This window comes from Rhodoblastus sphagnicola, assembly GCF_002937075.1.
In the GTDB taxonomy this organism is placed as follows: Bacteria; Pseudomonadota; Alphaproteobacteria; order Rhizobiales; family Beijerinckiaceae; genus Rhodoblastus; species Rhodoblastus sphagnicola.
The window spans coordinates 25,263-49,793 of record NZ_NHSJ01000089.1; the positions used below are offsets into that span (position 1 = coordinate 25,263).

Below are 24,531 nucleotides of genomic sequence, written 5' to 3' on the forward strand. Positions count from 1 at the left end.
GGATCACACCTTCTTGTCGAAGAAATCGGGGAAGAAGCGTCTGATGCCCGGATAATATTTGTCGACCAGCCGGTCATAGGTTCCGTCGGCCCTTATGTCGCGCAGGTAGACGTTGAAGGCGTCGCGCAGCTTCACCGCGTCTCGCGGAAAGGCCGCGGCGAGAGTCTGGCGTTCCGAAACCGGCCCCAGCACCTTGATTTGTCCCGCCCATTTTCGCAAATCCAGCACGGCGTCCGGAACGTCAAGCAGGGTGAGTTGCGCGTCTCCGTTGAGAAGCGCTGGAACCATCTCATTGAGATTTGTACTCCTTGCGTACATTTTGAGGTCCACGCCCACGCCTGTCAGTCCGTAGTTCGCCGGATCCAGGCAGGTGCGTTCCATGACCAGGAGGCTTCGGCTCCCAATCAACTGCTTTGTGTCCTTGATTTCGTCCGAAAGCGTGGCCCCTTCCTTGATGGGTTGGGCCGATGACGCCGAGGGCGCAATGAGAAGGACCTGCGAGGGAAACGTCGGCGCCGAATAGGTCAGAATCTCCTGGCGCCATGGCAGGACCGTAAAGCCCGTGGCGATGACGTCGCCCTTGATCGGGAAATCGCCCGTCAGCGCGACATGCCCGGCCTGACGCATGACGTCCTTGCCCAGGAGGTCGCGGATGACGGTGTAGAAGTCCGAATAGACGAGCTTGTATCCGACGCCGAGGCGCTGTGCGAAACCGCGCATGATCTCGACATCGAGGCCGTCGCCGGAGCCGGTCACGAAGTTGGCATAGCGAATTCCGAGATGGCGCAATTCTCCACGCGCCTTGATCTGATCAAGGTCAGCCGCCAACGCCGCCGTCGTGGCGAACATGCCGATCAAGACACCCAGGAGCAATTTCGATTTTCGAAAGCGGATCATTCGCTCACCCCACGAGTTTCCAACGGCAACGCATCCGGAGTGATCTGACCCGCGCCGCTTGCCGCGCGCGGGAAAGTCTCGTTCGGCGTGCATGCGGCCAAGCCACATGCGGTCAGTTCATGGAGCGCGGCCTTAACAACCGTAAGTTGAATTCATTGCAAGTTCGTTGCCGTTGCCGTCAATCATTCGGCCGCCGCAGCGTTTGGCCGAGCCGACTCGATCACGCAATTCAGGGAAGGCTTTTCCGGTCGTCCCGACCGGGTCATGAGCGCGCGTTCATTTCGCTCTCGGAATGTCCGCCGATGTGAAGGGACCGTGGCGGGCGGCGCGGCGGCGGCGTGACTGAACGTCATTGAACTGTCGCGCGCGCCCGGCTATAGCGGATAAAACAGGAGCCGCGCATGTCCCGTCTTCCCCTCGCCCCCCTCGCCCTGCTCGTGATTTCGTTGGCTGTCCCGGCCCTCGCCGAGGACGCCAAGCCCGCGCCGGTCAGCCCCGACCCCGCCACGACCACCGCGACCTTTGGCGACTGGCTGATGCGCTGCCAGCGCCTCGGCGAGGCCGACAAGGCGCAAAAAGTCTGTGAAATCGTCCAGACCATTCAGGCGGGACCGCAGGGCCAGCAGCAGCAGCCCATCGCGCAACTCGCCTTCGGCCGGGTCAAATCCTCCGACCCCTGGCGGATCACGGCGCACCTGCCCAACAACATCCTGCTGCCGAGCGTGGTCCGGTTCACCACCGGCGAAAAGGACGCCAAGCCGACGGAGCTGTCGTGGCGGCGCTGTGTCCCGGTGGGCTGTTTCGCCGACGCCTCCGCGACCGACGCGCAATGGAAATATTATCGCGCGCAGACCGAAAACGGCGCGCTGGACTTCACCGACGGCGTCGGCCGCCCGGTCAAACTCCCCATTTCCTTCCGGGGCTTCGCCCAGGCGGCGGACGCGCTGGCCAAGGAATAAGCTTAAAGGCGCGTTAACCACGACAAGCTCCAGGCAAGGCCGATGCGCTGCAATGCCAGCGTAATCCTCGCCGGAGCCTCCAATGCCCGAACAGCATCTCTTCATCGCCACGCCGTGCTATGGCGGCATGGTGACACAGCGTTACATGTATTCCACCGTCGGCCTGCTCAATCTCGGCCGCGAACTGGGCGTCAAGGTCTCCCTGAACCTGCTGGGCAATGAGTCGCTGATCACGCGCGGCCGCAACCTGCTGGTCAGCCGCTTCCTCGACGACGCCTCTGCCACGCATCTCATCTTCATCGACGCCGACATCGGCTTCGATCCCGCGCAGGTCGCGCGCATGATGGCGTTCGACCAGGAGGTCGTCGCCGGAATGTATCCGCTGAAACTGCTTGACTGGAACAGCGGCTTGCAGCGCGCCGTCGCCGGCGAGGCGGTGGAGACCGCGCCGCTGCGCTATGTCGGCGCGCCCTGCGAGGGCGGGGAGGCCGAGGCGCGCGATGGTTTCGTCACGGGAACCTATGCCGGCACCGGCTTCATGATGATCCGGCGCGAGGCGCTGCTGACCATGGCCGAGGCCTATCCGCAATTGCGCTACAGCGCGAGCCACGCGGGCTCCATGCACACCGGCGCGCCCAGCTTCAGCCCGAATCAATATGCCTTTTTCGATTGCATGATCGATCCGGACACGGGGGTCTATCTCTCGGAGGACTACACGTTCTGCCGTCTCTGGCGCAACACGGGCGGAAAAGTCTGGCTCGACACGCAGGGCGCGCTGACGCATGTCGGCCCGCATGAATTTTCCGGCGCCCCGGCGGTTCGCGATTTGGCGCAGGCCATGCCGGACGCCCTGTCGCGCGCCGCCTGACGCCTCGGGCGGGCGCCAACGCCCCCTCTCGATAAAGCCCGTCGAAGGATGGGCGTCCTCGCGGACGCCCTATGGGGGCGAGGGGCGGCCCCCTCAATCCAGCCGGTTGATCCGCCCGCCAGCGGCGAAACTTTCCAGCACGGCCTTCAACTGGTCGGCCAGAATCCGCTGCGCCTCCAGGCTGGCCCATCCGACATGCGGGGTGACCAGCACATTGGGCCGGCGCGCCAGCCGCATGATGGCGCTGTCAGCCGGCGGCGGCTCCGGCCGGGTGACATCGATTCCCGCGCCCGAAACCAGCCCGGCGTCGAGCGCGCGCTCCAGCGCCTCCTCGTCCACCACGCCGCCGCGCGCGGTGTTGATCAGCAGCGGCTTTTTCGTCATCAGCGCGAATTCGCGGTCCGACAAAAGATTTTCGGTCTCCGCGTTGAGCGGGCAATGCAGCGAGACCACGTCGGAGGTCGCGAGCAATGCGTCAAATCCGACCCGGCCCTCTCCCGCCGCGTGGCCCTTGCGTCCGGCGAAAACCACATCCATGCCGAAGGCGCGACCGATTTCCGCCACGCGCGACCCCAGCGACCCCGATCCGATCAGCCCGAGTCGCTTGCCCGACAGGTCGGAAATGGGAAAATCGTGGAAGCAGAACTGCCCGTCCTCCTGCCAGCGCCCGCCGCGCACGCCCTCTGCATAGGGGAAGATATTGCGGCTGAGCGCCAGGATCAGCGCGAACACATGGTCGGGAACGGAGCCGACCGAATAGCCGCGAATATTGGCGACCCCCACGCCCTTCGCGCGCGCCGCCGCGACATCGACATTGTCATAGCCGGTGGCGGCGACGGCGACGAGCTTCAGCTTCGGCAGCGCATCCAGCTCCCGCGCGCCGATCCTGACCTTGTTGACGATGAGAATATCAGCCTCGCCCGCATGCGCCGCCACCTGGTCCGGCGTCGTCGCGGGATAATCGACCCAGCGATGCGGAAAATCCGGCGCGGGCAGTTTGACGCCGGGCGCCAAGGTGTTCGCGTCGAGAAAGACGATTGTGTGCATGGCGATCCGATCGTGGCGCTAACCGAAAAACGTGACTTCGGCGGGAAGGTCACGTAACATGTTACGAAAAGGAGAGGTCATGGGCAAGGTCACGCGTGAACCGTCCCGGCCGCGCGAGCGGATGGAGGCCTATCGGCGGCGGATGCGCGCCGCCGGTCTGCGCCCGGTGCAGATCTGGGCGCCCGACACGAGGTCGCCCGAATTTGCTGAAATCTCCCGCCGCCAGAGCGCCGTCGTGGCGGCGGCCGAGCGCGACGACGCCGAATTGCGCAGCTTCCTCGACGCGGCCAGGGCCGATCTCGACAGGACCGCGCCTTGAAACGTGGCGATGTCGTCACTGTCGCGCTTCCCGGCGATTTCGGCAAGCCGCGTCGCGCCCTCGTCATCCAGTCGGACCATTTTTCCGCCACCGCGACGGTGACCGCCTTGCTGGTGACGAGCACGCCCGTGGACGCGCCGCTGCTGCGCATCGCCGTGCCGCCCGACGAGCAAAATGGCCTGAAAACGCAGTCCTACATCATGATCGACAAGATCATGACGTTTTATCGGGATCGGGTCGGCCAGATCATCGGCAGCGCCGGCGACGGCATCATGCTGGACGTCGAGCGCGCGCTGACGGTGTTTCTCGGCATAGCGAAATAGGCGCGGCTTTTTGCCCTGGCGGCGCGCTTCCTGTAATCCAATGGCGAAAACAGGAGGCGGACGCGCATGGGCGAGCGGATCATCATCATCGGCGCGGGGCAGGCGGGCCTGCAAATCGCGGAAAGCCTGCGCGCGGAAAAATTCGAAGGCGAAATCCTGCTGTTGGGCGAGGAGCGGGTCGCCCCCTACCAGCGCCCGCCGCTGTCGAAGGCCTGGCTGGCCGGCGAAACGGCGACGGACAAACTCACCCTGCGCGGCCCCGAGTTTTTCGTCACCAAGGCCATCGACCTGCGCCTCGGCGCGCATGTGACCGAGGTCAACCTCGCGGCGCGCGAAATCACCCTGGCTGATGGCGAGACGCTCGACTGGACCGGCCTCGCCTTCGCCACCGGCGCCAGCGCCCGCCGCCCCAATCTCGAAGGCGCCGATCTGCCCGGCGTCTGCGTGCTGCGCGGACTCAAGGACGCCCGCGAGATCTCCGCCCGCCTCGCCGCCGCCAAGCGGATCGTGGTGGTTGGCGGCGGTTTCATCGGCCTGGAGGTGGCGGCCGCCGCGCGCAAAAAGGGCGTGGAGGCGCTGGTGCTGGAAGCGCAGGATCGCCTGATGGCCCGCGCGGTGACGCCGAAGATCTCGGACTTTTTCGCCGACCTGCACCGCGCGCGCGGCGTCGACATCCATTTCGGCGCGCAAGTCGCGGCGCTCGAAGGCTCGGACGCGGTGTCCGCCGTGGCCCTGGCCGATGGCGGCGGTTTCGACGCCGATCTCGTGGTGTTCGGCATAGGCGCCAGCGCCAATGACGCCATCGCCGCGCGCGCCGGCCTCGCCTGCGACCGAGGCGTCATCGTCGATTCCTGCGCCCGAACCTCGGCGCCAAACGTGGTCGCCGCCGGCGATTGCACGGTTTTTCACGCAAATGGCGCGGCGATCAGGCTCGAAAGCGTGCAGAACGCGGTGGAGCAGGGCAAGGCCGCCGCGAGCGCGCTGCTCGGCCGGGAAAAACCCTTCGTCGCCACGCCCTGGTTCTGGTCGGACCAATATGACGTCAAGCTGCAAATGGCGGTTTCGGGCGCGGGCGTCGATCTTCAGGTGGCGCGCCCGTCCGGCGAAAACGCCTTTTCCCTGTTCAACTATCGCGGCGAAAAACTGATTTCCGTCGAATCGGTCAACCGCCCCGGCGAGCATTTGCTGGCGCGAAAGCTGCTCGACGCCGGCCTGAGCCCGGCGCCCGACGCCGCCGCCGATCCCACCCATGACCTGAAATCCCTGTTGCGCTGATCTTTTTTCCGCCCACATCCTGTCGCACATGAGCAACAGCGTTGCATTATTGCCACGCATCCCAGCCTCGGCTATTGCTTGAAGCTGCAACGGGCGCGCGCAGCGGGCGGCATGAATCGAACCAGCGAACCAGAGACACGAAAGCCGCGCCGGCGCGAACGCCGGCTGCTGCCGCGTCTTGGCCCGTTCGTCGTCGTGGCGGCCATTTTCTGCGCGCTCGGCTCGTTCCTGATCTTCGCCGGCCTGACGCCGATCGCGCCGACCGACGACACCATCACCATCCTGTTCCTGGTCGATTTCGCCATTTGCGCCGTACTGGTCCTGCTGGTGGCGTTCGAGGCGGCGGTGCTGGTGCGGGCATGGCGGGCGAAAACGGCCGGCGCCGGCCTGCACATCCGCATTGTCGCCCTGTTCGCGGTGATCGCCGCCGTCCCCGCTTTGTCCATGGCCATCGTCGGCTCGGTGACGCTGGACAAGACCCTCAATCCCGCCGTGATGCGCGACGTGCGCGGCTTCATCTCCGGCGCGACGGAAGCGGCCAATCTGTTCCGCGAGGACCAGTGCCGCTCGCTGTTGCAGGAGGCGCAACTCACCGCCGGCGACCTCGATCGCGGCAAGCCGATGTTCGACGCCGACCGGGGCCTGTTCAAGGAATTTTTTTCCAGCCGCGCCAAATTCTTAGGCTTCACCGCCGCCGCCCTGATCCAGCGCGACGGCAAGGTGGTGGAGCAGGCCGACGTCGCAACAAACCATCCCGATCCCGTGGTCAAACCGCAGGACATGGACTTTGATGACGCCGCGAAAAACGAGCCTCTGTGCCTGATCCTCAACGAGGGCCGCACCTTCGTGGCGCTGCGGCCGATGCCGGCCTTCGCCGATGTGTTTCTCTACGCCAGCCGCCCCGTAAATCCCTTCACGGTGGCCTTCCCCAAGCAGGCCGAGGCGCTGGTCAAGATGTTCGGCGCGTTCGAGGCGCAGCGCCACACGCTGCAACGCGCGCTCGCCATCATGTTCGCGCTGCTCGCCGCCATCCTGCTGCTGTCGGCGGTCTGGCTCGGCCTCGCCTTCACCAATCTGCTGGTGGCGCCGATCCGCCGCCTGATCGCCGCCACCGACCAGGTCACCTCCGGCAATTTCTACGTGCAGGTGCCCGTGCGCGCGGCGGAAGGCGACCTCGCCCATCTCGGCGAAACCTTTAACAAGATGACGACGGAGCTGCGCCTGCAACAAAACCGCCTCATCGCCGCCAATCACATGCTCGACGAGCGCCGCCTGTTCACAGAAGCCGTGCTGTCGGGCGTGCCGGTGGCGGTGATCGGGGTGGGCGCGCGCGGCGATCTCACCGTGGCCAACCCGTCGGCGCGCGAGCTGATCGGCATGGACGGCGGCGAGGCGGACAAGGCCATGGGCAATCCGGTGGCGAACATCCTGCCCGAACTGGAGCCGATCTTGATCGACGCCCGCGCCGGCCACGCCCGCCTCACGCAAAAACAGATCCAGATCACCCGCGACGGGCGCGAGCGCATCTACAATGTCCGGATCGCGCCGGGGCCGCCCAGTCGCAACGAGCGCACCTTTGTCGCCACGCTCGACGACATGACCGATCTGGTCACGGCGCAACGCACCTCGGCCTGGGCCGATGTGGCGCGGCGCATCGCCCACGAGATCAAGAATCCGCTCACCCCGATCCAGCTTTCCGCCGAACGGCTCAAGCGCAAGTACGGCAAGGTGATCGTCAACGACAAGGATATTTTCGACCAATGCACCGACACGATCATCCGCCAGGTGGACGACATCAAGCGCATGGTCGACGAATTCTCCTCGTTTTCGCGCATGCCCAAGGCGCAGCCGCGCGAGGACGATTTGAGGGCCTGCATCGAGCAGGTTCTGTTCCTGATGCGGGTGGGCCATCCCGACATCGAGATCGTCGCCGATCTGCCGGAAGGTCCGCACATGGCCCATTTCGACCGCCGCCTGCTGTCGCAGGCGCTCACCAATGTGGTGAAAAACGCCACCGAGGGCATAGCCGCCACCGACATGGAGGACCGCCCGCCGAAAATCACGGTCAGCTTGCGCTGCGACAACGGTTCCGCGCTGATCGACGTCGAGGACAATGGCAAGGGTTTTCCCCGAGAAAACCGGGCGCGGCTGCTGGAGCCGTATATGACGACCCGCAAGGAGGGCACCGGCCTCGGCCTGCCCATCGTGCAGAAAATTTTCGAGGACCACGGCGGCGGCATCGAGCTGCTCGACGCGACTTCCGGGCAGGGCGCGCTGGTGCGCCTGCATTTCCCTTTGAAAAAGCCGAGCTAGGTGGATCATGGCGCACGACATATTGATCGTCGATGACGAAGCCGACATTCGCGAACTTGTCGCCGGCATTCTGGAGGACGAGGGCTATTCGACGCGCACGGCGCGCAATTCCGACGAGGCCCTGACGGCCATCGAGGCGCGCCGCCCCTCGATGATCTTCCTCGACATCTGGATGCAGGGCTCGAAACTCGACGGCCTGCAATTGCTGGAAAGCGTCAAGCGCCACCACCAGACCTTGCCGATCGTGATGATCTCCGGCCACGGCAATATCGAGACGGCGGTGACGGCGATCCGCCAGGGCGCCTATGATTTCATCGAAAAGCCGTTCAAGGCCGACCGCCTCGTGCTGGTGGCGGAGCGGGCGCTGGAAACCTCGCGGCTGCGCCGGGAGGTCAGCGAATTGAAAGCCCGCGGCGCGGCGGGAACCACGTTGTCGGGCCATTCGGCGGCGTTGCAGCAATTGCGGCAGCTGATCGAGAAAGTGGCCCCGGCCAATTCGCGCATCCTCATCACCGGCGCGCCGGGCGTCGGCAAGGAGTTGGCGGCGCGCGCCATTCACGCGGCCTCCGCCCGCGCCAGCGGACCGTTCGTGGTCATCAACGCCGCCGCCATCGCCGCCGAGACCATGGAGACCGAGCTGTTCGGCGTGGAAGCGCGCGACGGTCGCGCCCGGAAAACCGGCGCGCTGGAAGAGGCCCACGGCGGCACGCTCTACATTGACGAAGTCGCGGACATGCCGCGCGACACGCAAGCCAAAATCCTGCGCGTGCTGGTCGATCAGAATTTCACCAGGGTCGAGGGCTCGACCCGCGTCCATGTCGATGTGCGCGTGATCTCCTCGTCGGCCCGCGACCTGACGCGGCTGATCGCCGAGGGCGCCTTCCGCGAGGATCTGTTCCATCGCCTGTCGGTGGTGCCGATCCGCGTGCCCTCGCTGTCCGAGCGGCGCGAGGACATTCCCGAACTGATCACCTTCTTCATGGACCAGCTCGCGGCCAATTCCGGCCTGCCGAAGCGGAAAATCGCCGAGGACGCCATGGCCGTGCTGCAATCGCACGACTGGCCCGGCAACATCCGCCAGCTCCGCAACAATGTGGAGCGTCTGATGATCCTCACCGGCGGCGACACGGAAGTGGAAATCACGGCGGAAATGCTGCCGCAGGAAATCGGTGCCCTTGTCCCCTCCACCCCGACCGGCACGGGCGGCGAAAAACTGATGGGCCTGCCGCTGCGCGAGGCGCGCGAAGTGTTCGAGCGCGAATATCTGGTCGCCCAGATCAACCGTTTCGGAGGCAATATTTCCCGCACGGCGGAGTTTATTGGAATGGAGCGCTCGGCGCTGCACCGAAAACTGAAATCGCTGGCGATCGACTGACAGGCAAAACGCGGTCAGGAAGGTCTCCGGCGGGGCGATGCCGACGGTTCGGGCGTCCCTGTGGGCGCGTCGTTAATTCTGTAATTCGTATTACGTCACCGGAATTCTGCGTCGACGAAATCGTAGCCCGATCCAATTTTATGATCATTCTTGTTCATCACATCAGCATATAACGCCCGCGCCTCGAGCGTCTGCCCGGGCAGATCAACCGCGCGGAAAAAGATCCTATGCTTGCCAGTGAGACATCAATTGTGGACGCCTTGGCCAATTCGCTCTCGGATTGGGCGATCCTGGCGACGCTGGCGCTGAGTTTTGGCGTCATAGGCGGCTTGATTGCGGCCCTGGCCAATCGACTCTGGTTTCGCCGCTGGCCCGAACGCGCCGACTATGACAACAAGCTCGGTGACTCCGCGCACACCAGCATGCTCGGATTTACCGCATTCGTTCTCGCGCTGCTGATCTCGAATGGACTGTCGACCTTGTCGCAGACCGAAAAGGCGGTGAGGGCGGAGGCGACCTCCATCTATCGTCTGGGCCGGGAACTGGACGCGATCGGTCCTTCGGCCGACGCGGCGAAACGGGCGCTCGTATCCTACGCGCAAAATGTCGCCAAAGACGAGTGGCGGCGCCTGGCGAAGCTGCCCATTTCCCTGTCGCCGCTTGCGCAAAAAAATCTGGACGATCTCTGGAGCGCCCTTCGCGCTCTCCCGGACCAGAATGAGGGAGCCACGCCCTTGCGATCCGATTTGCGCGCCGACCTGTCGAAACTGACGTCGCAGATCGAGACATCCAGATCGGCGCGACTATCGGCAGCCACCATGAACATCCCGGACGACTTCTGGATCCTTCTCGTTCTCTTTGTCGTCGCCGCCTCTGTTCTCAGCGGGCGGGATAACGCGCGACACTTCGGCGTCCAGATCAACATGATGCACATGTCCGCGATCGGACTGGCGGTTGGCATGGTGATCATTCTGGACAATCCGTTTCGCGGTGAAACCAGCATCGGCCCGGAGATCATCGAGCAGGTGTGGACGCCTTGAGATCGGCTGGGGCCCGGCGACACAAGATCAATTGCCAATAACCCTACGCGCGCTGCGCTTTCCAAATTGCGCGCCGGCCGGAGTCGGCCTTATGCGCTCACGCCGATGCGCAATGCGTTCCGTCCCCGGTTTCCGGGACGGAGGGTCTCTGACGAGCCGATTGACTTATCTCGTCTCTCTTTTCGAGATTGACAGGCTTCGCACCAGGATCATGGCGCAGAGAACGGCCGTTCCCAGCAGTTGAAGAGGCGTGACAACCTCATCGAGGAACAGGCGCCCAAACACGATTCCGAAAACAGGGATGAGCAAAAAGAACCCGCTGGCGCCGATGGCCGAGAATCGATGCAGCGTCACGATCCACATCCATGTTGCGGCAATGGATCCCATGAAAACGAGATAGGCGAACCCGAAGGACGCCGTGAATTTCCAGTCGAAATGAGGCGGGCCTTCAACGGAAATCGCGAACAGAAGCAAGACGAACCCGCCCCCCGCCATCTGGGTTGCGACCAAGGGGACGACATCGGATTTTGAGACGATCGACTTCAGCAGCGTGTTGCCGAACGCGAGCGCGAGCACGCCCGACAGCATCACGAGAATGGAGGGGGAGAGGAGGGCGTCCGTCAGTCCATCGGCGCCAGGTTTTCCCAAAATCGCGACGACAATGCCGGCAATGCCGACAAGAGTGGCGACGACTTCGCGGGGCGACGCCTTCTCTCCGAGCATGGCGGTCGCCATGGGAATCGAAATGAGAGGCAGGCTCGATCCCAGGATCGACACCAGCGCCGCCGGCAATGTGACCAATGCGTGGAACGTGGCGCCCAGGTAATAACTTTGGGTGAGGACGGCCGCCGCAAGCATTCTCCAGCGCATCCGAGGCGAGGCGTCGCGAATGATCCTCATGGCCGGACGCGCGAAGACCGCCAGCAACACCAGGGACGCGGCGACCAGCCGTCCGGCCGCCAACCACAGCGGCGGCGCCAGGGGAAGCGCGAACTTGATCGCGATGAAGGACCCACTCCAGAACGCCGCGAACAGAACGCCGGCGATGAGTCCGTTGAACGATATGGCAGGCATCGTGTGTCCCGTTTGATAAGGTTTCCGCGAGATTGCTTCGCAATCCGCGAAAACAACTCGCGCGGAATTTCTTGGATCGCGAAGGCGGAATTCCGCGCGAATGGAATACGAAATCCGAATGGATCATTCGGATTTCGTATGAATGGCCGCGAGACTCATGTCCGCCCAGCGCCCAACGGAAAGGCCGATGACTCTCCATGGCGATATCGACATGACCGACAAAAGTGCTCAAGTGCAGTGATTTCAAGGATAGATTGTGATTTATGATCTGAATAATGATATTAATCGATCATGTCGCATCGTGAAACTCGATGGGTTGCTGAAGTGAACCTTGACCTGGAACTGCTGTGCACCTTTCTCGCCGTCTTGCAGCATGGCGGTTTCACCAGGGCGGCCGGTCGCCTCTGCAAAACGCAATCGACCGTCAGCCTGCATATCCGTCGTCTCGAAGAGACGGTCGGGCACGCGCTGTTTCAGCGCAAGGGACGCGAGGCTGTCCTCACGGAACATGGGGAAATGCTGCGCGCCTATGCGGAAGCGCTGGTCAGTTTGAACAACGAGGCCCTGCTCAAACTGCGCCGTCCCGTGGTGACCGGCAGTGTTCGCCTCGGAATCCTGGAAGATTTCGCGACACAAGTCCTCCCCATCGCGCTCCGGCGTTTTACCGACGCCTATCCCGCGACCCGCCTCGATGTGAGAAGCACGCTGACGGCGGAGCTGCTGCGCGAGCTTGAGGACGGCCATCTCGATCTTGTCGTCGCGCGCCGGCAGGAGGGATCGACCGCCGGCGACGTTCTGTGGCGTGAGCCTTTGCTTTGGGTGGGCGCGCGCAATCGCCGGTTCTCGTCCGACCCGCTTCCGCTCGTGATGTTTCCCGCTGGATGCGCCTATCGCCCCGAAGTCCTGAAACGAATGCGGGCCAGCACGCGTTCATGGGAGATCGTTTACACGAGCACGAGCCTGTCTGGCGTCCAGGCGGCCGTCGCGGCGGGGGTGGGGATCAGCGTCCTCGGGCAAAGCGCGGTGCTGCCGGAATTTGCCGTCCTCGGGCCGGCGGACGATCTGCCGGACCTGCCTGAAACGGAAATCGCCCTGTTCTCAGGCCCGTCGCGCGGCGAAGCGATGTCGGCGCTCGCTGAATATCTCACCTCCGCCGTGCCATCGGCCTTGACCGGTCATCCTCGATAAGGCGAATGCGGAATTCCGCGTCCAATGGCGCTCGATCCGGCCCGAGTCCAGCGCGCCCGCGACCGTCCCTTTGCGAGCGCCGGGTTTGGGTCTATTCCTCGCGCAGCCCGCTGTGGTCCATGGTTTTCGGCGCGCCGCTCACGGTCGTCGCCGGACGCATGGGCTTTTTATTAAATGGGAACAAGCGCATGAGTCGCATCGCTTACGTCAACGGCCGCTATATCCGACACGCCGAGGCCGGCGTGTCCATCGACGACCGCGCCTTCCTGTTTTCCGACGGGATTTACGAGGTCATCGAGGTTTTTCAAGGCGCGCTCATCGACGAACGCGGCCATCTCGATCGCCTCGCGCGTTCGGCGGGCGCCTTGCGGCTGACCCCACCCTTGAGCGAAGCCGCGCTGAAATTCGTCATGCGCGAACTCGTCGCCCGCAACCGCGTGCGCCACGGCCACGTCTATCTGCAAATCACCCGCGGCGCGGCGCGGCGCGAGCATGTGTTCCCGTCCGCCAAAACCCCGACGACGCTGGTCGCCTTCGCGCAAGCCCACGACCCCGACGCGGGCGAGGCCAAGGCGCGCAAGGGCATCGCCGTCATCAGCGTCCCGGACATCCGCTGGAAGCGCCCGGACATAAAAACGGTCAGCCTGCTGCCCAACGTTCTTGCCAAGCAGCAGGCCAGGGAAGCCGGCGCCTATGAGGCCTGGCTGGTGGACGCCGACGGTTTCGTCACCGAAGGCGCGTCAAGCAACGCCTGGATCGTGGACAAGCAGGGCGCGCTCATCACCCATCCGGCCGATTCGGCGATTCTCTCAGGCATAACCCGCGCCCGCATCCTGGAAATCGCCAAGGCGAAGGGGCTCGCGCTGGTCGAGCGCGCCTTCACCGTCGCGCAAGCCCATGACGCCGCCGAAGCCTTCATCTCCGGCGCGACCACTTTGGTCATGCCGGTGGTGAAGTTGGACGGTCGCCCGATCGGGGCGGGGGCGCCCGGCCCGGTGGCGCTGGGGTTGCGGGCGGCGTTTCATGAATTCGCCGTGAAGAGTGGCTGAATGCGCGGCAAAATCACACCAAGCGTAAAAGAACATCTTGCCTAAGTGTCGGGCTTGAGCATCTAATAAGCTATCGCGCTGTGGGCGGCGCGACTCTAGCCATACCGACTCTTGCAAACCACCGACTCTTGCAAACCGTCGCCAAAACCGTTCTAAACGGGCGTCAAAAAAGTGAATGGAAAAAAACATGGCGGTCGAACGCACCCCGAACCTTCAGGACACATTCCTTAATTATGTGCGCAAAAACAAAATCCCGCTGACCATCTTCCTGGTGAATGGCGTGAAACTTCAGGGCGTTGTCAGCTGGTTCGACAATTTCTGCGTGCTGTTGCGGCGGGACGGGCACTCGCAATTGGTGTACAAGCACGCCATATCAACCATCATGCCGGGACATCCTATCCAGATGTTCGACCCGGCGGAAGAAGCTCAGGACAAGTGAGGCATTTGGCTCATTGAGCACGACACAGGTTTTTGGCGGCGAGACCTTGGCCCAAAAAGACGCCAGGACGCGCGCGCTCGTGCTCGGCCCCTATCTCACGGACCGCGCCGCGACTTACGCCGAGGGGACCAAACCCCTGCGCGCGCCCGAAGCGCGGCTGGACGAGGCTGAGGGCCTTGCGCTCGCCATTGACGTGGATCTGGTCGGCCGCGAACTGGTGTTGCTGTCGCAGATCCGGCCCGCGACCTTTCTCGGCAAGGGCAAGGTCGAGGAAATCGCCGCGCTGGTGAAAGAGCGCGAGGCCGACTTGGTGGTGGTCGATTGCGCCCTGTCGCCGGTGCAACAGCGCAACCTCGAAAAAGCCTTCGCCGCCAAGGTGATCGACCGCACCGGCCTGATCCTGGAAATCTTCGGCGAACGCGCCCGCACCAAGGAGGGCGCGTTGCAGGTCGAACTCGCCCATCTCGCCTATCAGAAATCGCGGCTGGTGCGCAGTTGGACCCATCTGGAGCGGCAGCGCGGCGGCTTCGGCTTTCTCGGCGGCCCCGGCGAAACCCAGATCGAAACCGACCGCCGCCTGATCCAGGAGCGCATGACCCGCATCGAGCGCGACCTCGACCATGTCAAGCGCACACGCGGCCTGCACCGCAAAAGCCGCCGCGAAGTCCCGTTCCCCATTGTCGCGCTGGTCGGCTACACCAATGCCGGAAAATCCAGCCTGTTCAATCGCCTGACCAAGGCCGACGTCTTCGCCAAGGATTTGCTGTTCGCCACGCTCGACCCGACCCTGCGCGGCCTGAAACTGCCGCATGGCGGCAAGGTCATCCTGTCGGATACGGTGGGCTTCATCTCCGACCTTCCGCACATGCTGGTCTCGGCCTTCCGCGCCACGCTGGAAGAAGTTTTGGAGGCCGACGTCATCCTGCACGTGCGCGACATCGCCCATGAAGACGCCGAGGCGCAGGGCGCCGATGTCGAAAAAATCCTGGCGGAACTGGGCATAGACGCGCACGACACCAGACTGATCGAAGTGTTCAACAAGATCGACCTGCTGCCGCCTGAGGAACGCGACCGCTTGCGCGAAACCGCTGCGCGCAAACCTGTTGACGAAAGGCCCTGCGTGGTTTCGGCGGCGACCGGCGATGGCGTGGACGACCTTCTGGCCGGCATCGAGGCGAGATACGCACGCGGCCGCGTCCTGTTCGAAATCCGGCTCGACGCCGCCGACGGCGAGGGCCAGGCTTGGCTCTACGCCCACACCGAAGTTTTGCAGCGACAGGCGGCGGAGGACGGCTCCGCCTTCCAGGTCCGCGTACCCGAGGAAACCCGCGCCCGGCTGGAGCGCCGTTTTCCGCAATTGCGCGATCTCAACTGAGCCTTCTCTCTCCCCCCCGCGAGCGGGGGGAGGGGCTTCATCGAGCCTGCGCGGCCGCTTTCGGCAGCTCCACCTTCGCCATCAACACGCCGACCAGCCAGCCGACCAACCCGCCGGCGATAATGTCGCTGAGCCAATGCTCGTCGGCGCCGATCAGGCCGACCGCCACCACCAGCATCATCGGGACGCACAACCAACGCAGGCGCGGCGCCAGAAGCCACAGCGCGGCGCAAAAACTCGCCACCACCGTCTCGTGGCCGGAGGGGAAGGACGACCAGCCGAGCCCGCCGTGGAAGGGCGCGAAGGTGAAGACGTGGTCGGTGATGAAGGAAGGATTGGCGTTGGTCCAGGTTTCCGGCCAGGTGCGCCCGAACACGACCTTCAGCAAATCCTTGACGCCGATGGCCGCGAGCACCGCAAGGCTGACGCGCAGGATCGCCGCGTCGCGCCCCGCCAGCCCCGCGCCGCGCGCGAAAAAGAGCGCGCCGCCCCAGATCAGGCCGATCAGGACCAGGATTTCAATGCCGTCCACCAGTCGGGTGAGGTTATGGAAGGTCTTGCGGGTGTCGTGAAAATTCTCGTAAGCCCAAATCGCCAGATTTTGGTCGATGAAAACGATCGACAGGACGATTGTGGCGAGTAGGCCGCAGATGACGGCTGTTTTCCAGTTCATGGTATTCTCCGCGGCTGATTTAGCCTGGATTTGTGACAATTCAAACGGCTGGACGCTTCAGCGCAAGATCGCCCTGCCGGTATTCGGTCCAGGCGTGCCGCAAGATCTGCACGGACGAGGTGAGAAACACCCCCGCCATGATCGCCGCCACCAACAGGTCCGGCCAAGCCTGCGCCGTGCCCCAGACCCCAAGCGCGGCCGCCATGACGATGACATTGCCGATGGCGTCGTTGCGCGAGCACAGCCACACCGACCGGACATTGGCGTCGCCATCCTTGTAGGGCGCAAGCAGCAGCACGGAAGCCAGATTGGCGGCCAGCGCCAGCGCGCCGACCACGCCCATGACCTCGGCCTTGGGCAGACCAAGGACGAGGGTCTGGTAAACGGTCGAGCCGAACACCCACAGCGCCATCAGCGACAGCGAGACGCCCTTGGCCAGCGCCGCCGTGGCGCGCGTGCGCAAATTGGCGCCGATCACCGCCAGCGACAGGCCGTAGGTGACGGTGTCGGCGAGAAAATCCAGCGCGTCGGCCTTGAGCGCCTGCGATCCCGAAAACTGTCCCGCCGCCGTCTCGCCGAGGAACATGGCGGCGTTGACGCCAATCACCGTCCACAGGATGCTCTTGTAGCGGGGATCCAGCCCGTCGAACGCCGGCACGCCCCTGGGGCAGCAAGCATCCGCCTCAACGGGTTTAGCGAGAAGTTCCGGCGACGCGGACGACCCGCAGCAACCGGTCTTGCTTTCACAACATCCCTCGGCCATGGCGATGTCCTCCTAACCGTTGACCAGCGCCTCATAATCGGCCGACAATTCCAGCCATTCCTCCTCCGCCTGCGACAGCGCCCGTTCCAGTTCGGCGCGCTGCTGCGACAGCTTGGCGGCCTCCTGCGGATTGCGCTCGAAGGCGCGGGGATCGGCCAGCATCAGATCGACCTTGCCGATCAGAGTCGAGAATTTTTCCATCTTCTCCTCGGCCGCCTTCACCTTTTTCGCCAGCGGCGCGGCGTCCTTGCGCGCCTGCGCGGCGTTGCGGCGGGCCTCCAGCGCGGCATTGCCGCCAGCCCCGTCCCGCTCCTTCGGCTTGCGCGCCTGCTCCAGCACGAATTTGCGGTAATCGGCCATGTCGCCGTCAAACGGCTTTACGCCCCCGTCCGCCACCAGCCAGAGCCGGTCGGCGCAGGCCTCCAGCAAATACTGATCGTGCGAGATCAGAATCACCGCGCCGGAAAATTCATTGATCGCCTCAGCCAAGGCCGAACGGCTGTCAATGTCGAGATGGTTGGTCGGCTCGTCGAGGATGAGCAGATGCGGGCCGGCGAAGGTGCAAAGCCCCATCAGCAACCGCGCCTTTTCGCCGCCGGAGAGCTGCGCCACGCGCGTATCGCCCTTGCCGCCGGGAAAGCCCAGTTGCGCCGCCCGCGACCGGACCCGCGCCTCCGGCGCCTCCGGCATCAGCCGTTGCACGGCGAGATAGGGCGTGTCCTGCTCGTTGAGATCGTCCACCTGATGCTGGGCGAAAAACCCGGCCTCCAGCTTGGACGAGCGCTTCATCACGCCGGACATCGCCGGCAACCGCCCGCCCAACAGCTTGGCGAAGGTGGATTTGCCGTTGCCGTTGGAGCCGAGCAGACCGATGCGGTCATCGTCCGAAAGGGTGAGGTTGAGTTTCGACAGCACGGCGCGGTCGTCATAGCCGACGCAGACCCCTTCCAGCGTGATCAGCGGCGGTGACAGCGGCCGTTCCGGCGAGGGGAAGTTGAACGGCAGCACCTCCTCGTCCACGACGGCGGAAACCTCCTCCATCTTCTCCAGCATCTTCAGCCGGCTCTGCGCCTGCCGCGCCTTGGTGGCCTTGGCGCGGAAGCGATCGACGAAAGCCTGGAGATGGGCGCGCTTGTCTTCTTGCTTTTTCAAGAATTTCGCCTGCAACATCCGCGCTTCCGCGCGCTGGCGCGCAAACGAATCGTAATTGCCGCGATAGACGGTGAGTTTTGCCTGTTCGAGATGGACGATATGGTCGCAGACCTCGTTGAGCAGGTCGCGATCATGGCTGATGATCACGGTGGTCGCGGGATAGGTCTTCAAATAGTCGATCAGCCAGAGCGCGCCTTCGAGATCGAGATAATTGGTCGGCTCGTCGAGCAGCAGCAGGTCGGGCCGCGCGAACAGCACGGCGGCCAGCGCCACGCGCATCCGCCACCCGCCGGAATACTCTTTCAGCGCCCGATTTTGCGCCTCTTCATCGAAGCCCAGGCCGGCGAGAATTTCCGCCGCCCGCGCCGGGGCCGCATGGGCCTCGATATCGGCGAGCCGCACATGGATTTCGGCGATCCGGTGCGGATCGTGCGCAACCTCCGCCTCCTCCAGCAGACTGGCGCGTTCGACGTCGGCGGCGAGCACGAAATCGATCAGCTTGCCCTCGCCGCCGGGCGCCTCCTGCTCGACGCTCCCGATTCGCGCCCCGCGCGGGATCTGCATGGTCCCGCCTTCGGCGGCGATCTCGCCGCGAATCAGGCGAAACAGGGTGGTCTTGCCGGCGCCGTTGCGTCCGACGAAGCCGACCTTGCCGCGCTCGGGCAGCACCGCGCTGGCGGAGTCGAACAGAACGCGGGGACCGAGGCGATAGGTGAGATCGGTGATTTGCAGCATAGCGGCTTCTTATACTGTTGTGCCGCCGCCGACGAGTGGGCGTGTGACGCCCATGCTTGTACCGCATAACGTCATGCGATATGATTGTTCATGATCCGAAGCTTTGCCTGCGACCAAACGGAAACGATTTGGCTTGGGCGCCGCAGCCGGAAGCTTCCGGCGGATATGCAAGCGGTGGCGCTGCGCAAGTTGCGTCTGCTGAATCAGGCGCGCGTCCTGGAGGATTTGCGCATTCCACCCGGCAATCGCTTGGACGCGTTGAAGGGCGACCGAAGCGGCCAGCACAGCATCCGGATCAACGATCAGTGGCGCTTGTGTTTTGTCTGGAGCGAGGGAGGAGCTTTCAATGTCGAAATCGTCGATTACCGCCGATGAGCTTCTGCCCAATCCCACGCCGGGCGAAATTTTGCTGGAAGAATTTCTGGCGCCGATGGGCCTGAGCCAGAACGCGCTCGCGCGCGCGCTCAACGTGCCGCCGCGCCGCATCAATGAAATCGTGCTTGGCAAACGCGCCATCACCGCCGACACGGACTTGCGGCTGGCGCGCTATTTTGGCCTGTCGGAAGGTTTTTTCCTTGGTCTCCAAGCCGACCACGACCTCATGCGGCGCCGCCGCCAGATCGGCGATGATTTGCGGAGAATCAACCCGCGCGCGGCGTGAGAAGGGAGACGGGTTGAGGCGCGAGACGGATGGGCGCCATCCCCGCTACTCCGCCCCATCCATCAGCTTCGCCGCCGCCGCGCGCGCCTCGTCGGTGATGGTCGCCCCCGACAGCATCCGCGCGATTTCCTCGAGCCGGTGGCGGTCCTCCAGCGGCGCCACGCTGGTCGCGGCCCGCGCCCCCTTGTCGGCCAGATCCTTGGAAATACGCAGATGCTTTTCCGCCCGCGCCGCCACCTGCGGCGCATGGGTCACGGTGAGAACCTGCACCTTTTCCGCCAGCCGCGCCAAACGCTGGCCGATGGCGTCGGCGACCGCGCCGCCCGCGCCCGAATCGATCTCGTCGAACACCAGCGTCGGCGCCGAGCCGCGATCGGCCAAAACCACTTTCAGCGCCAGCATGAAGCGCGACAGTTCGCCCCCCGAGGCCACTTTCATCATCGGACCGGGCCGGGCGCCGGGGTTGGTCTGCACCCAGAACTCGATTCTTTCCGCGCCATCGGCGTTGGCCCCGGCCTCGTCGGGCGTGATCCGCGTCGAGAACCGCGCCCGCTCCAGTTTCAGCGGCGCCAATTCGGCGTTGACGGCGCTGTCGAGATCGCCAGCGGCCTTTGTTCGCGCCTTGCTCAAGGTGGCGCAGCAGGCGCGAAACTCCGCCTCGGCGGCAGCCCGCTCGGCTTCCAGTTCCTTCAGCCGGCTCTCGCTCGCGTCGAGCGCGGCGAGTTCGCCGGCGATCTTTTGCGCCAGGGCGGACAGGCTTTCCACCGGCGCGCCATATTTTCGCGCGGCGGCGCGCAGAGAAAACAGCCGCTCCTCCACCCGCTCCAGATCGCGCGGATCGAAGCGCGCGTCCTTCAGCGCCTGGTCCAGCGTGGCCTGCGCGGCGTCGAGCGCGTTCAGCGCGGCGTCAAGCGCTTGCAGGCAGGGGTCGATCAGGTCGGGCGCCTGCGACTGGCGGCGGTCGAGCCGCCGCAGCACGCCCGACAGCAGCGCCAGCGGCGAGCCGTCGCCGGACACGGAGTCCTGGGCGTCGCGCAGATCGCCAAACACCTTTTCGGCCTGCTGCATGGCGGAGCGCTCGGAGGCCAAGCGCTCCTCCTCGCCCGGTTCGGGCCGCAGCTTGGACAGATCTTCAAAAGAGTGCCGGAGATAATCGGCCTCCTTGCGCGCCAGTTCGATTTTTTCCTGCTCGTCGCGCAGCAACCGTTCCGCATGGCGCCAGCGCACATGGGCCGAGCGCGTCGCTTCGCTCAACGGCTCCAACCCGCCGAAGGCGTCCACCAGCGTACGGTGCAGAGCGGGATCGGCCAAAGCCCGGTCGTCGTGCTGGCCATGAATTTCCACAAGCTCCCGGCCGATGGCGCGCAAAATCTGGATGCTGACGGGCTGGTCGTTGATATAGCCGCGGCTGCGGCCGTCGGCCATTTGCACGCGGCGCAGGATCAGGTCGCCATCGACGGGAATTTCCTGATCGGCGGCGATCTGCCGCGCCGGATGGTCGAGCGGCGCATCGAAAGCCGCGATCACCTGCCCCTGGGACTGGCCGGCGCGCACCAGGGAGCCGTCGCCGCGCCCGCCGAGCGCCAGCGAGAAGGCGTCGAGCAGAATGCTCTTGCCGGCGCCGGTTTCGCCGGTGAGCACGGTCATGCCGCCGGAAAACTCCAGCTCCAGCCGATCAATCAGCACGATGTCGCGGATGGCGAGCTGGACGAGCATTCACGCTTTCCCGCCGAGCGGCGTACGAAAAAGTGGTTCCCTGTTTTTCGCAAATACGCCGCTTCAAGACAAGCAATGCGGCGTCTACGAAAAAAGTTGTCCCTGGTTTTTCGCAAAAACGCCGCCCGAACGCAACACGCCGCTCAGCTCATTCCGACCTTGCGAAAAATCTTGGAGATCCAGGAATCCTGGCTTTCCTTGGGCGCCAGGCCCTGGCCCTTGAGCCGGTCGAAGGCGTCCTGGTAGAACGGCGAGTTGGGGAAATTGGCGCCGAGCACGGCCGCGGCCGTCTGCGCCTCCGGCGTCACGCCGATGGCGAGGTAGCATTCGGTCAGGCGCTCCAGCGCCTCCTCGGCCTCGCGGGTGGTCTGGTACTTGAAGAGAACCTCGCGGAAGCGATTGATCGCCGCCGCGTAATTTTCCTTCTTCATGTAATAGCGCCCGACATTCAGCTCATAGGCGGCGAGCTGGTCGCGCGCCACTTGCAGCTTGTAGCGGGCGTCGGCGGCATAGTCCGACTTGGGATATTTATCCACAACGGTCTGGAAATAGCGCATCGCCTTGGCCATGCCGGCCTGATCGCGATGGATGTCGGGCATGTTCTCGAACAGGGCCTGTCCGGCGAGATAGGTGGCGTAGGCCGCCTCGGGCGTGGTGGGATAGAGCGAGAGATAGCGGTCGGCGGCGGTGGTGGCGTCGGTGGCCTTGCCGTCGCGGTAATTGGCGTAAACCTCCATCAACAGCGCCTTGCGCGCCCATTGCGAGAAGGGATACTTCTTCTGCATGTCGCCGAATTTCTTCGCCGCCCCCTCGTAATCGCCCTTTTCGAGCTTGGTCAGGCCCTCATTGTAGAAGTGGTCGGCCGGCACCTGCGGATCGACCTTTTGCTCATATTTCGAGGGGCCGAACGGATTGAGATCGTCCAGCGAAAAGGCCCAGGCGGAGGAAACGGACATGGGCGCGCCGGGCAGGGCGAGCGCCGCCAGCGCAACAAGCAGTTTCAGGCCAGATTCGCGTTTCGGATTCATCAAGGCTCTCTGGACAGGTTTGCGCGACGGCCAAGTTGCGCGTCGCACCGCGCGGGAGCGCGTCTCCACGCTTGTTTAACGGATGTCGCGTCGCGGCGCTAGCGCGGCGCTCGCTCACAGAAGCCGAGCTTTTGCGGCGAATTTAAGTCATAAGCGCAATTGCCTCAAGCAAAGGGCGCCGGCCTCGCGGCGGCGCCCTGCCGGTTCAGGCAAACAAGGCGACTCAGCCGCGCTCGGGCATGAAGGCGGGGCTAACGGCGAGGCCGAGATCGGCGCGCGCGCCGGCGCGATGGGGAACCGGGGCCTCGACGAAGCGCCAGGCTTTCTTGTCGGCGAACAAAGCGTCGAGCACGGCGACATTCATCTTGTGGCCGCCGCAATAGGACTGGTAGGCGCCGATCAGCGGCGCGCCGGCCAGCGCCAGATCGCCGACGGCGTCGAGCATCTTGTGGCGGACGAATTCGTCGGAAAAGCGCAGGCCCTCGGGATTGAGGATGCGGTCGCCGTCGATGCCGACGGAGTTTTCCAGCGACGCGCCGAGCGCGAAACCCATTTTCGTCAGCTTCTCGACATCGGACAGGAAGCCGAAGGTGCGGGCGCGGGCGAGTTCGCGGCGGAAGGCGAGCGGATCAAGGTCGAGGATTTTACGCTGGCGACCGATCGCCGCATTGTCGAAATCGATCTCGACATCGAGGCGGAAGGAATCGGGCCGGGCGTTGCGGTCGGCGGGGCGCAGTTCGGAATAGCCGCGGCCGTGCTCGATGCGCACCGTCTTGAGAATCTTGATGAAGCGGCGCGGCGCGTCGAGATGGCTCACGCCGGCGCGGTCGATGGCCTCGACGAAGGCGGCGGCGGAGCCGTCCATGATCGGGGTTTCCGGCCCGTCGACCTCGATCAGGCAATTGTCGATATTGAGGCCGCGCAGGGCGGCGACCAGATGCTCGATGGTGGCGACGAGATTCTTGCCGTCCTCGCCGATCACCGTGCACAGGTCGGTCATGGTGACCTTGGAATGGCGGGCTTCGATGCGGCGGCTGGCCCCATTGGCGAGGCCGGTGCGCTGGAACACCAGGCCGGTTCCAGCTTCGGCGGGATTGAGGACGAGGCGGACGGGCTTGCCCGAGTGAACACCAATGCCTCCGGAGACGACGACGCGAGTCCGCAGCGTGGTCTGTTGGGTCGACTTCATTCGCATCCCGATCTTTTCTCGCCCCGCCACATCCGCGGGAACGTTTCGTTTCTGACCGGCTTTCGCCACATTTCGCCCAAAACCCCGAATTTCCCTTTGAACCGAAAGCCTCGGGAACCGAAAGTCTCGGGCGCGGCGCGCCTGTTGTGGAGCCGGCCGCGACAAACCTTCGGAAACGCTTGAGTTTCAGAAGGGAATCGCCAACGGCGCAACCGCGATGTGCTGCTCCACGGCTAGAAGGTAACTTTGAGCGCCGGTCAATCCAAATCAAACTTTCTTACGGCTCTGTTACAAATTTAACCGTGTTTTCGCCACGACCTTGCGTCAGCATATTGACAGTGATTCGCAAGCAGAAGCCTTTGGTATTAAGGATTTCTTCATAATTCAACCCTCGGCCGGGACGAATCAATTGTGGCGGCGCCGCGCCGATCGGATCGCCCGCCGTTTTGCTCTGCGACAAGTCTGCGACACGAAAAAACCCGCCTCGCGGCGGGTTTCCGAATGAATCGTTCTTTGCCCGGATCGGGGCGCGATCAGCGGTTCTGGCGGCGCAGGAAGGCCGGAATCTCCAGTTGGTCCTCCTCGGAGCGCTGCAAGGGGCGGCCCTGGGCGTCGAGGGCGCCGGCGGGCCGCTGCTGCGGCGGGCGCTTGGCGTATTCGGCGTGAACGGGGGAGGGCTGCTGCTGCTGATAGTTCGAGGGCGACGCGATCCGCGGCTGCTGCGCGGTCTCGGACTGGTGGGCGCGCAACTCGTCGGCGCGGCTCATGCCGAAATTGGCGAGACGCTCCAGCAGGGTGCGGCGGCGCGATTCCGGCTCGCCCTCGTTGGGGGTTTGCGCGCGCAAAAGGCTCTGGCCGGGCAGCGGCAGGTCGTCGATGCTGGGCATGCGGCGGGCCTGCTGCGGCTGTTCCGCCGCCGGGGGAATGTAAACCTGAGGCGCCTGCGGCTGCGCGTCACGGCGCTGCTGGGGGGCGGCGACGGGCTCCCGATAGGGCTGCGGCGCCACGCGCGTGATCTGCACGTCGGCGTGTTGCGGGGCGTAGCCCTGCGGTTCGGCCGAGGGGGCGTAGGC

Annotated in this window: 23 protein-coding genes and 1 pseudogene; 14 read left to right on the plus strand and 10 right to left on the minus strand. The window is 64.5% G+C overall.

The window, feature by feature from the left end:
* Window positions 1-3: 3 nt before the first annotated feature.
* Window positions 4-897, minus strand: a complete 894-nt coding sequence (locus CCR94_RS14955) for a transporter substrate-binding domain-containing protein (RefSeq protein WP_104508656.1) — start codon at window positions 895-897, stop codon at window positions 4-6.
* A gap of 401 nt (window positions 898-1,298) precedes the next feature.
* Between CCR94_RS14955 and CCR94_RS14960 the strand changes: the two genes are divergently transcribed.
* Both CCR94_RS14960 and CCR94_RS14965 read left to right on the plus strand, forming a co-directional pair.
* Entirely contained in the window at window positions 1,299-1,856 is a 558-nt protein-coding gene (locus tag CCR94_RS14960; protein WP_104508657.1) for an invasion associated locus B family protein, read from the plus strand.
* Window positions 1,857-1,938: 82 nt separating this feature from the next.
* Window positions 1,939-2,724 (plus strand): hypothetical protein, encoded by a 786-nt coding sequence (locus CCR94_RS14965; protein WP_104508658.1) that lies wholly within the window; start codon window positions 1,939-1,941, stop codon window positions 2,722-2,724.
* A 93-nt stretch (window positions 2,725-2,817) separates the two neighbouring features.
* Here the strand turns inward: CCR94_RS14965 and CCR94_RS14970 are convergent, their stop codons facing one another.
* Window positions 2,818-3,771, minus strand: coding sequence for a D-2-hydroxyacid dehydrogenase (locus CCR94_RS14970; RefSeq protein WP_104508659.1), 954 nt, complete (start codon window positions 3,769-3,771; stop codon window positions 2,818-2,820).
* 79 nt (window positions 3,772-3,850) lie between these two features.
* Between CCR94_RS14970 and CCR94_RS14975 the strand changes: the two genes are divergently transcribed.
* The 6 genes from CCR94_RS14975 (at window position 3,851) to CCR94_RS15000 (ending at window position 10,416) form a co-directional block, all read left to right on the plus strand.
* Window positions 3,851-4,090 (plus strand): antitoxin MazE family protein, encoded by a 240-nt coding sequence (locus CCR94_RS14975; RefSeq protein ID WP_104508660.1) that lies wholly within the window; start codon window positions 3,851-3,853, stop codon window positions 4,088-4,090.
* Window positions 4,087-4,413, plus strand: coding sequence for a type II toxin-antitoxin system PemK/MazF family toxin (locus CCR94_RS14980; protein ID WP_104508661.1), 327 nt, complete (start codon window positions 4,087-4,089; stop codon window positions 4,411-4,413). The genes CCR94_RS14975 and CCR94_RS14980 overlap by 4 nt, the downstream gene beginning before the upstream one ends.
* 66 nt (window positions 4,414-4,479) lie before the next feature.
* Complete coding sequence (locus CCR94_RS14985; protein WP_104508662.1) at window positions 4,480-5,688, plus strand: NAD(P)/FAD-dependent oxidoreductase; 1,209 nt, start codon at window positions 4,480-4,482, stop codon at window positions 5,686-5,688.
* 111 nt (window positions 5,689-5,799) lie between these two features.
* Window positions 5,800-8,001, plus strand: coding sequence for a sensor histidine kinase NtrY-like (locus CCR94_RS14990; protein WP_104508663.1), 2,202 nt, complete (start codon window positions 5,800-5,802; stop codon window positions 7,999-8,001).
* 7 nt (window positions 8,002-8,008) lie between these two features.
* Window positions 8,009-9,376 carry a nitrogen assimilation response regulator NtrX gene (gene ntrX, locus CCR94_RS14995; protein ID WP_104508664.1) on the plus strand — a complete coding sequence of 456 codons (1,368 nt, stop codon included), beginning with the start codon at window positions 8,009-8,011 and terminating at the stop codon, window positions 9,374-9,376.
* A gap of 227 nt (window positions 9,377-9,603) precedes the next feature.
* Window positions 9,604-10,416 carry a bestrophin-like domain gene (locus tag CCR94_RS15000; protein WP_104508665.1) on the plus strand — a complete coding sequence of 271 codons (813 nt, stop codon included), beginning with the start codon at window positions 9,604-9,606 and terminating at the stop codon, window positions 10,414-10,416.
* 165 nt (window positions 10,417-10,581) lie between these two features.
* Here CCR94_RS15000 and CCR94_RS15005 read toward each other — a convergent pair whose 3' ends face one another.
* The gene (locus tag CCR94_RS15005; protein ID WP_104508666.1) at window positions 10,582-11,490 is read right to left on the minus strand and encodes a DMT family transporter; all 909 of its coding nucleotides are present in this window, start codon (window positions 11,488-11,490) and stop codon (window positions 10,582-10,584) included.
* Between the two features lie 324 nt (window positions 11,491-11,814).
* On the opposite strand from CCR94_RS15005, the gene CCR94_RS15010 reads away from it, so the two are divergent.
* The 4 genes from CCR94_RS15010 to hflX all read left to right on the plus strand — a co-directional run bounded on the left by CCR94_RS15010 (window position 11,815) and on the right by hflX (window position 15,541).
* A complete protein-coding gene (locus CCR94_RS15010; RefSeq protein ID WP_170068952.1) occupies window positions 11,815-12,678 on the plus strand; it encodes a LysR substrate-binding domain-containing protein in 864 nt (287 codons plus the stop codon).
* A 188-nt stretch (window positions 12,679-12,866) separates the two neighbouring features.
* Entirely contained in the window at window positions 12,867-13,727 is an 861-nt protein-coding gene (locus CCR94_RS15015) for a D-amino-acid transaminase (protein ID WP_104508676.1), read from the plus strand.
* A gap of 187 nt (window positions 13,728-13,914) precedes the next feature.
* Window positions 13,915-14,166: an RNA chaperone Hfq gene (hfq, locus tag CCR94_RS15020; RefSeq protein WP_104508677.1), complete on the plus strand. Its 252-nt coding sequence runs from the start codon at window positions 13,915-13,917 to the stop codon at window positions 14,164-14,166.
* Between the two features lie 13 nt (window positions 14,167-14,179).
* Window positions 14,180-15,541, plus strand: a complete 1,362-nt coding sequence (gene hflX, locus CCR94_RS15025) for a GTPase HflX (RefSeq protein ID WP_104508668.1) — start codon at window positions 14,180-14,182, stop codon at window positions 15,539-15,541.
* Between the two features lie 37 nt (window positions 15,542-15,578).
* Here the strand turns inward: hflX and CCR94_RS15030 are convergent, their stop codons facing one another.
* Genes CCR94_RS15030 through CCR94_RS15040 form a run of 3 tightly spaced genes read right to left on the minus strand, consistent with a single transcriptional unit; the run spans window position 15,579 to window position 18,864 of the window.
* Window positions 15,579-16,214: a phosphatase PAP2 family protein gene (locus CCR94_RS15030; protein WP_104508669.1), complete on the minus strand. Its 636-nt coding sequence runs from the start codon at window positions 16,212-16,214 to the stop codon at window positions 15,579-15,581.
* Between the two features lie 40 nt (window positions 16,215-16,254).
* Window positions 16,255-16,977: a cation efflux transmembrane domain-containing protein gene (locus tag CCR94_RS15035; protein WP_104508670.1), complete on the minus strand. Its 723-nt coding sequence runs from the start codon at window positions 16,975-16,977 to the stop codon at window positions 16,255-16,257.
* A gap of 12 nt (window positions 16,978-16,989) precedes the next feature.
* The gene (locus tag CCR94_RS15040) at window positions 16,990-18,864 is read right to left on the minus strand and encodes an ABC-F family ATP-binding cassette domain-containing protein (RefSeq protein ID WP_104508671.1); all 1,875 of its coding nucleotides are present in this window, start codon (window positions 18,862-18,864) and stop codon (window positions 16,990-16,992) included.
* A 90-nt stretch (window positions 18,865-18,954) separates the two neighbouring features.
* Between CCR94_RS15040 and CCR94_RS15045 the strand changes: the two genes are divergently transcribed.
* Together CCR94_RS15045 and CCR94_RS15050 are read left to right on the plus strand one after the other, a co-directional pair.
* On the plus strand, window positions 18,955-19,239 hold the full coding sequence (locus CCR94_RS15045; protein ID WP_104508678.1) for a type II toxin-antitoxin system RelE/ParE family toxin: 285 nt from the start codon (window positions 18,955-18,957) through the stop codon (window positions 19,237-19,239).
* A complete protein-coding gene (locus CCR94_RS15050) occupies window positions 19,211-19,525 on the plus strand; it encodes a HigA family addiction module antitoxin (protein WP_104508672.1) in 315 nt (104 codons plus the stop codon). The genes CCR94_RS15045 and CCR94_RS15050 overlap by 29 nt, the downstream gene beginning before the upstream one ends.
* A gap of 45 nt (window positions 19,526-19,570) precedes the next feature.
* Here the strand turns inward: CCR94_RS15050 and recN are convergent, their stop codons facing one another.
* The 4 genes and pseudogenes from recN to CCR94_RS15070 form a co-directional block, all read right to left on the minus strand.
* Complete coding sequence (gene recN / locus CCR94_RS15055) at window positions 19,571-21,241, minus strand: DNA repair protein RecN (protein WP_104508673.1); 1,671 nt, start codon at window positions 21,239-21,241, stop codon at window positions 19,571-19,573.
* A 143-nt stretch (window positions 21,242-21,384) separates the two neighbouring features.
* A complete protein-coding gene (locus tag CCR94_RS15060) occupies window positions 21,385-22,269 on the minus strand; it encodes an outer membrane protein assembly factor BamD (protein WP_104508674.1) in 885 nt (294 codons plus the stop codon).
* A 223-nt stretch (window positions 22,270-22,492) separates the two neighbouring features.
* Window positions 22,493-23,458 carry a UDP-3-O-acyl-N-acetylglucosamine deacetylase gene (gene lpxC, locus CCR94_RS15065; RefSeq protein ID WP_104508675.1) on the minus strand — a complete coding sequence of 322 codons (966 nt, stop codon included), beginning with the start codon at window positions 23,456-23,458 and terminating at the stop codon, window positions 22,493-22,495.
* Window positions 23,459-23,991: 533 nt separating this feature from the next.
* Window positions 23,992-24,531, minus strand: a pseudogene (locus CCR94_RS15070) (cell division protein FtsZ); the annotation flags it as partial.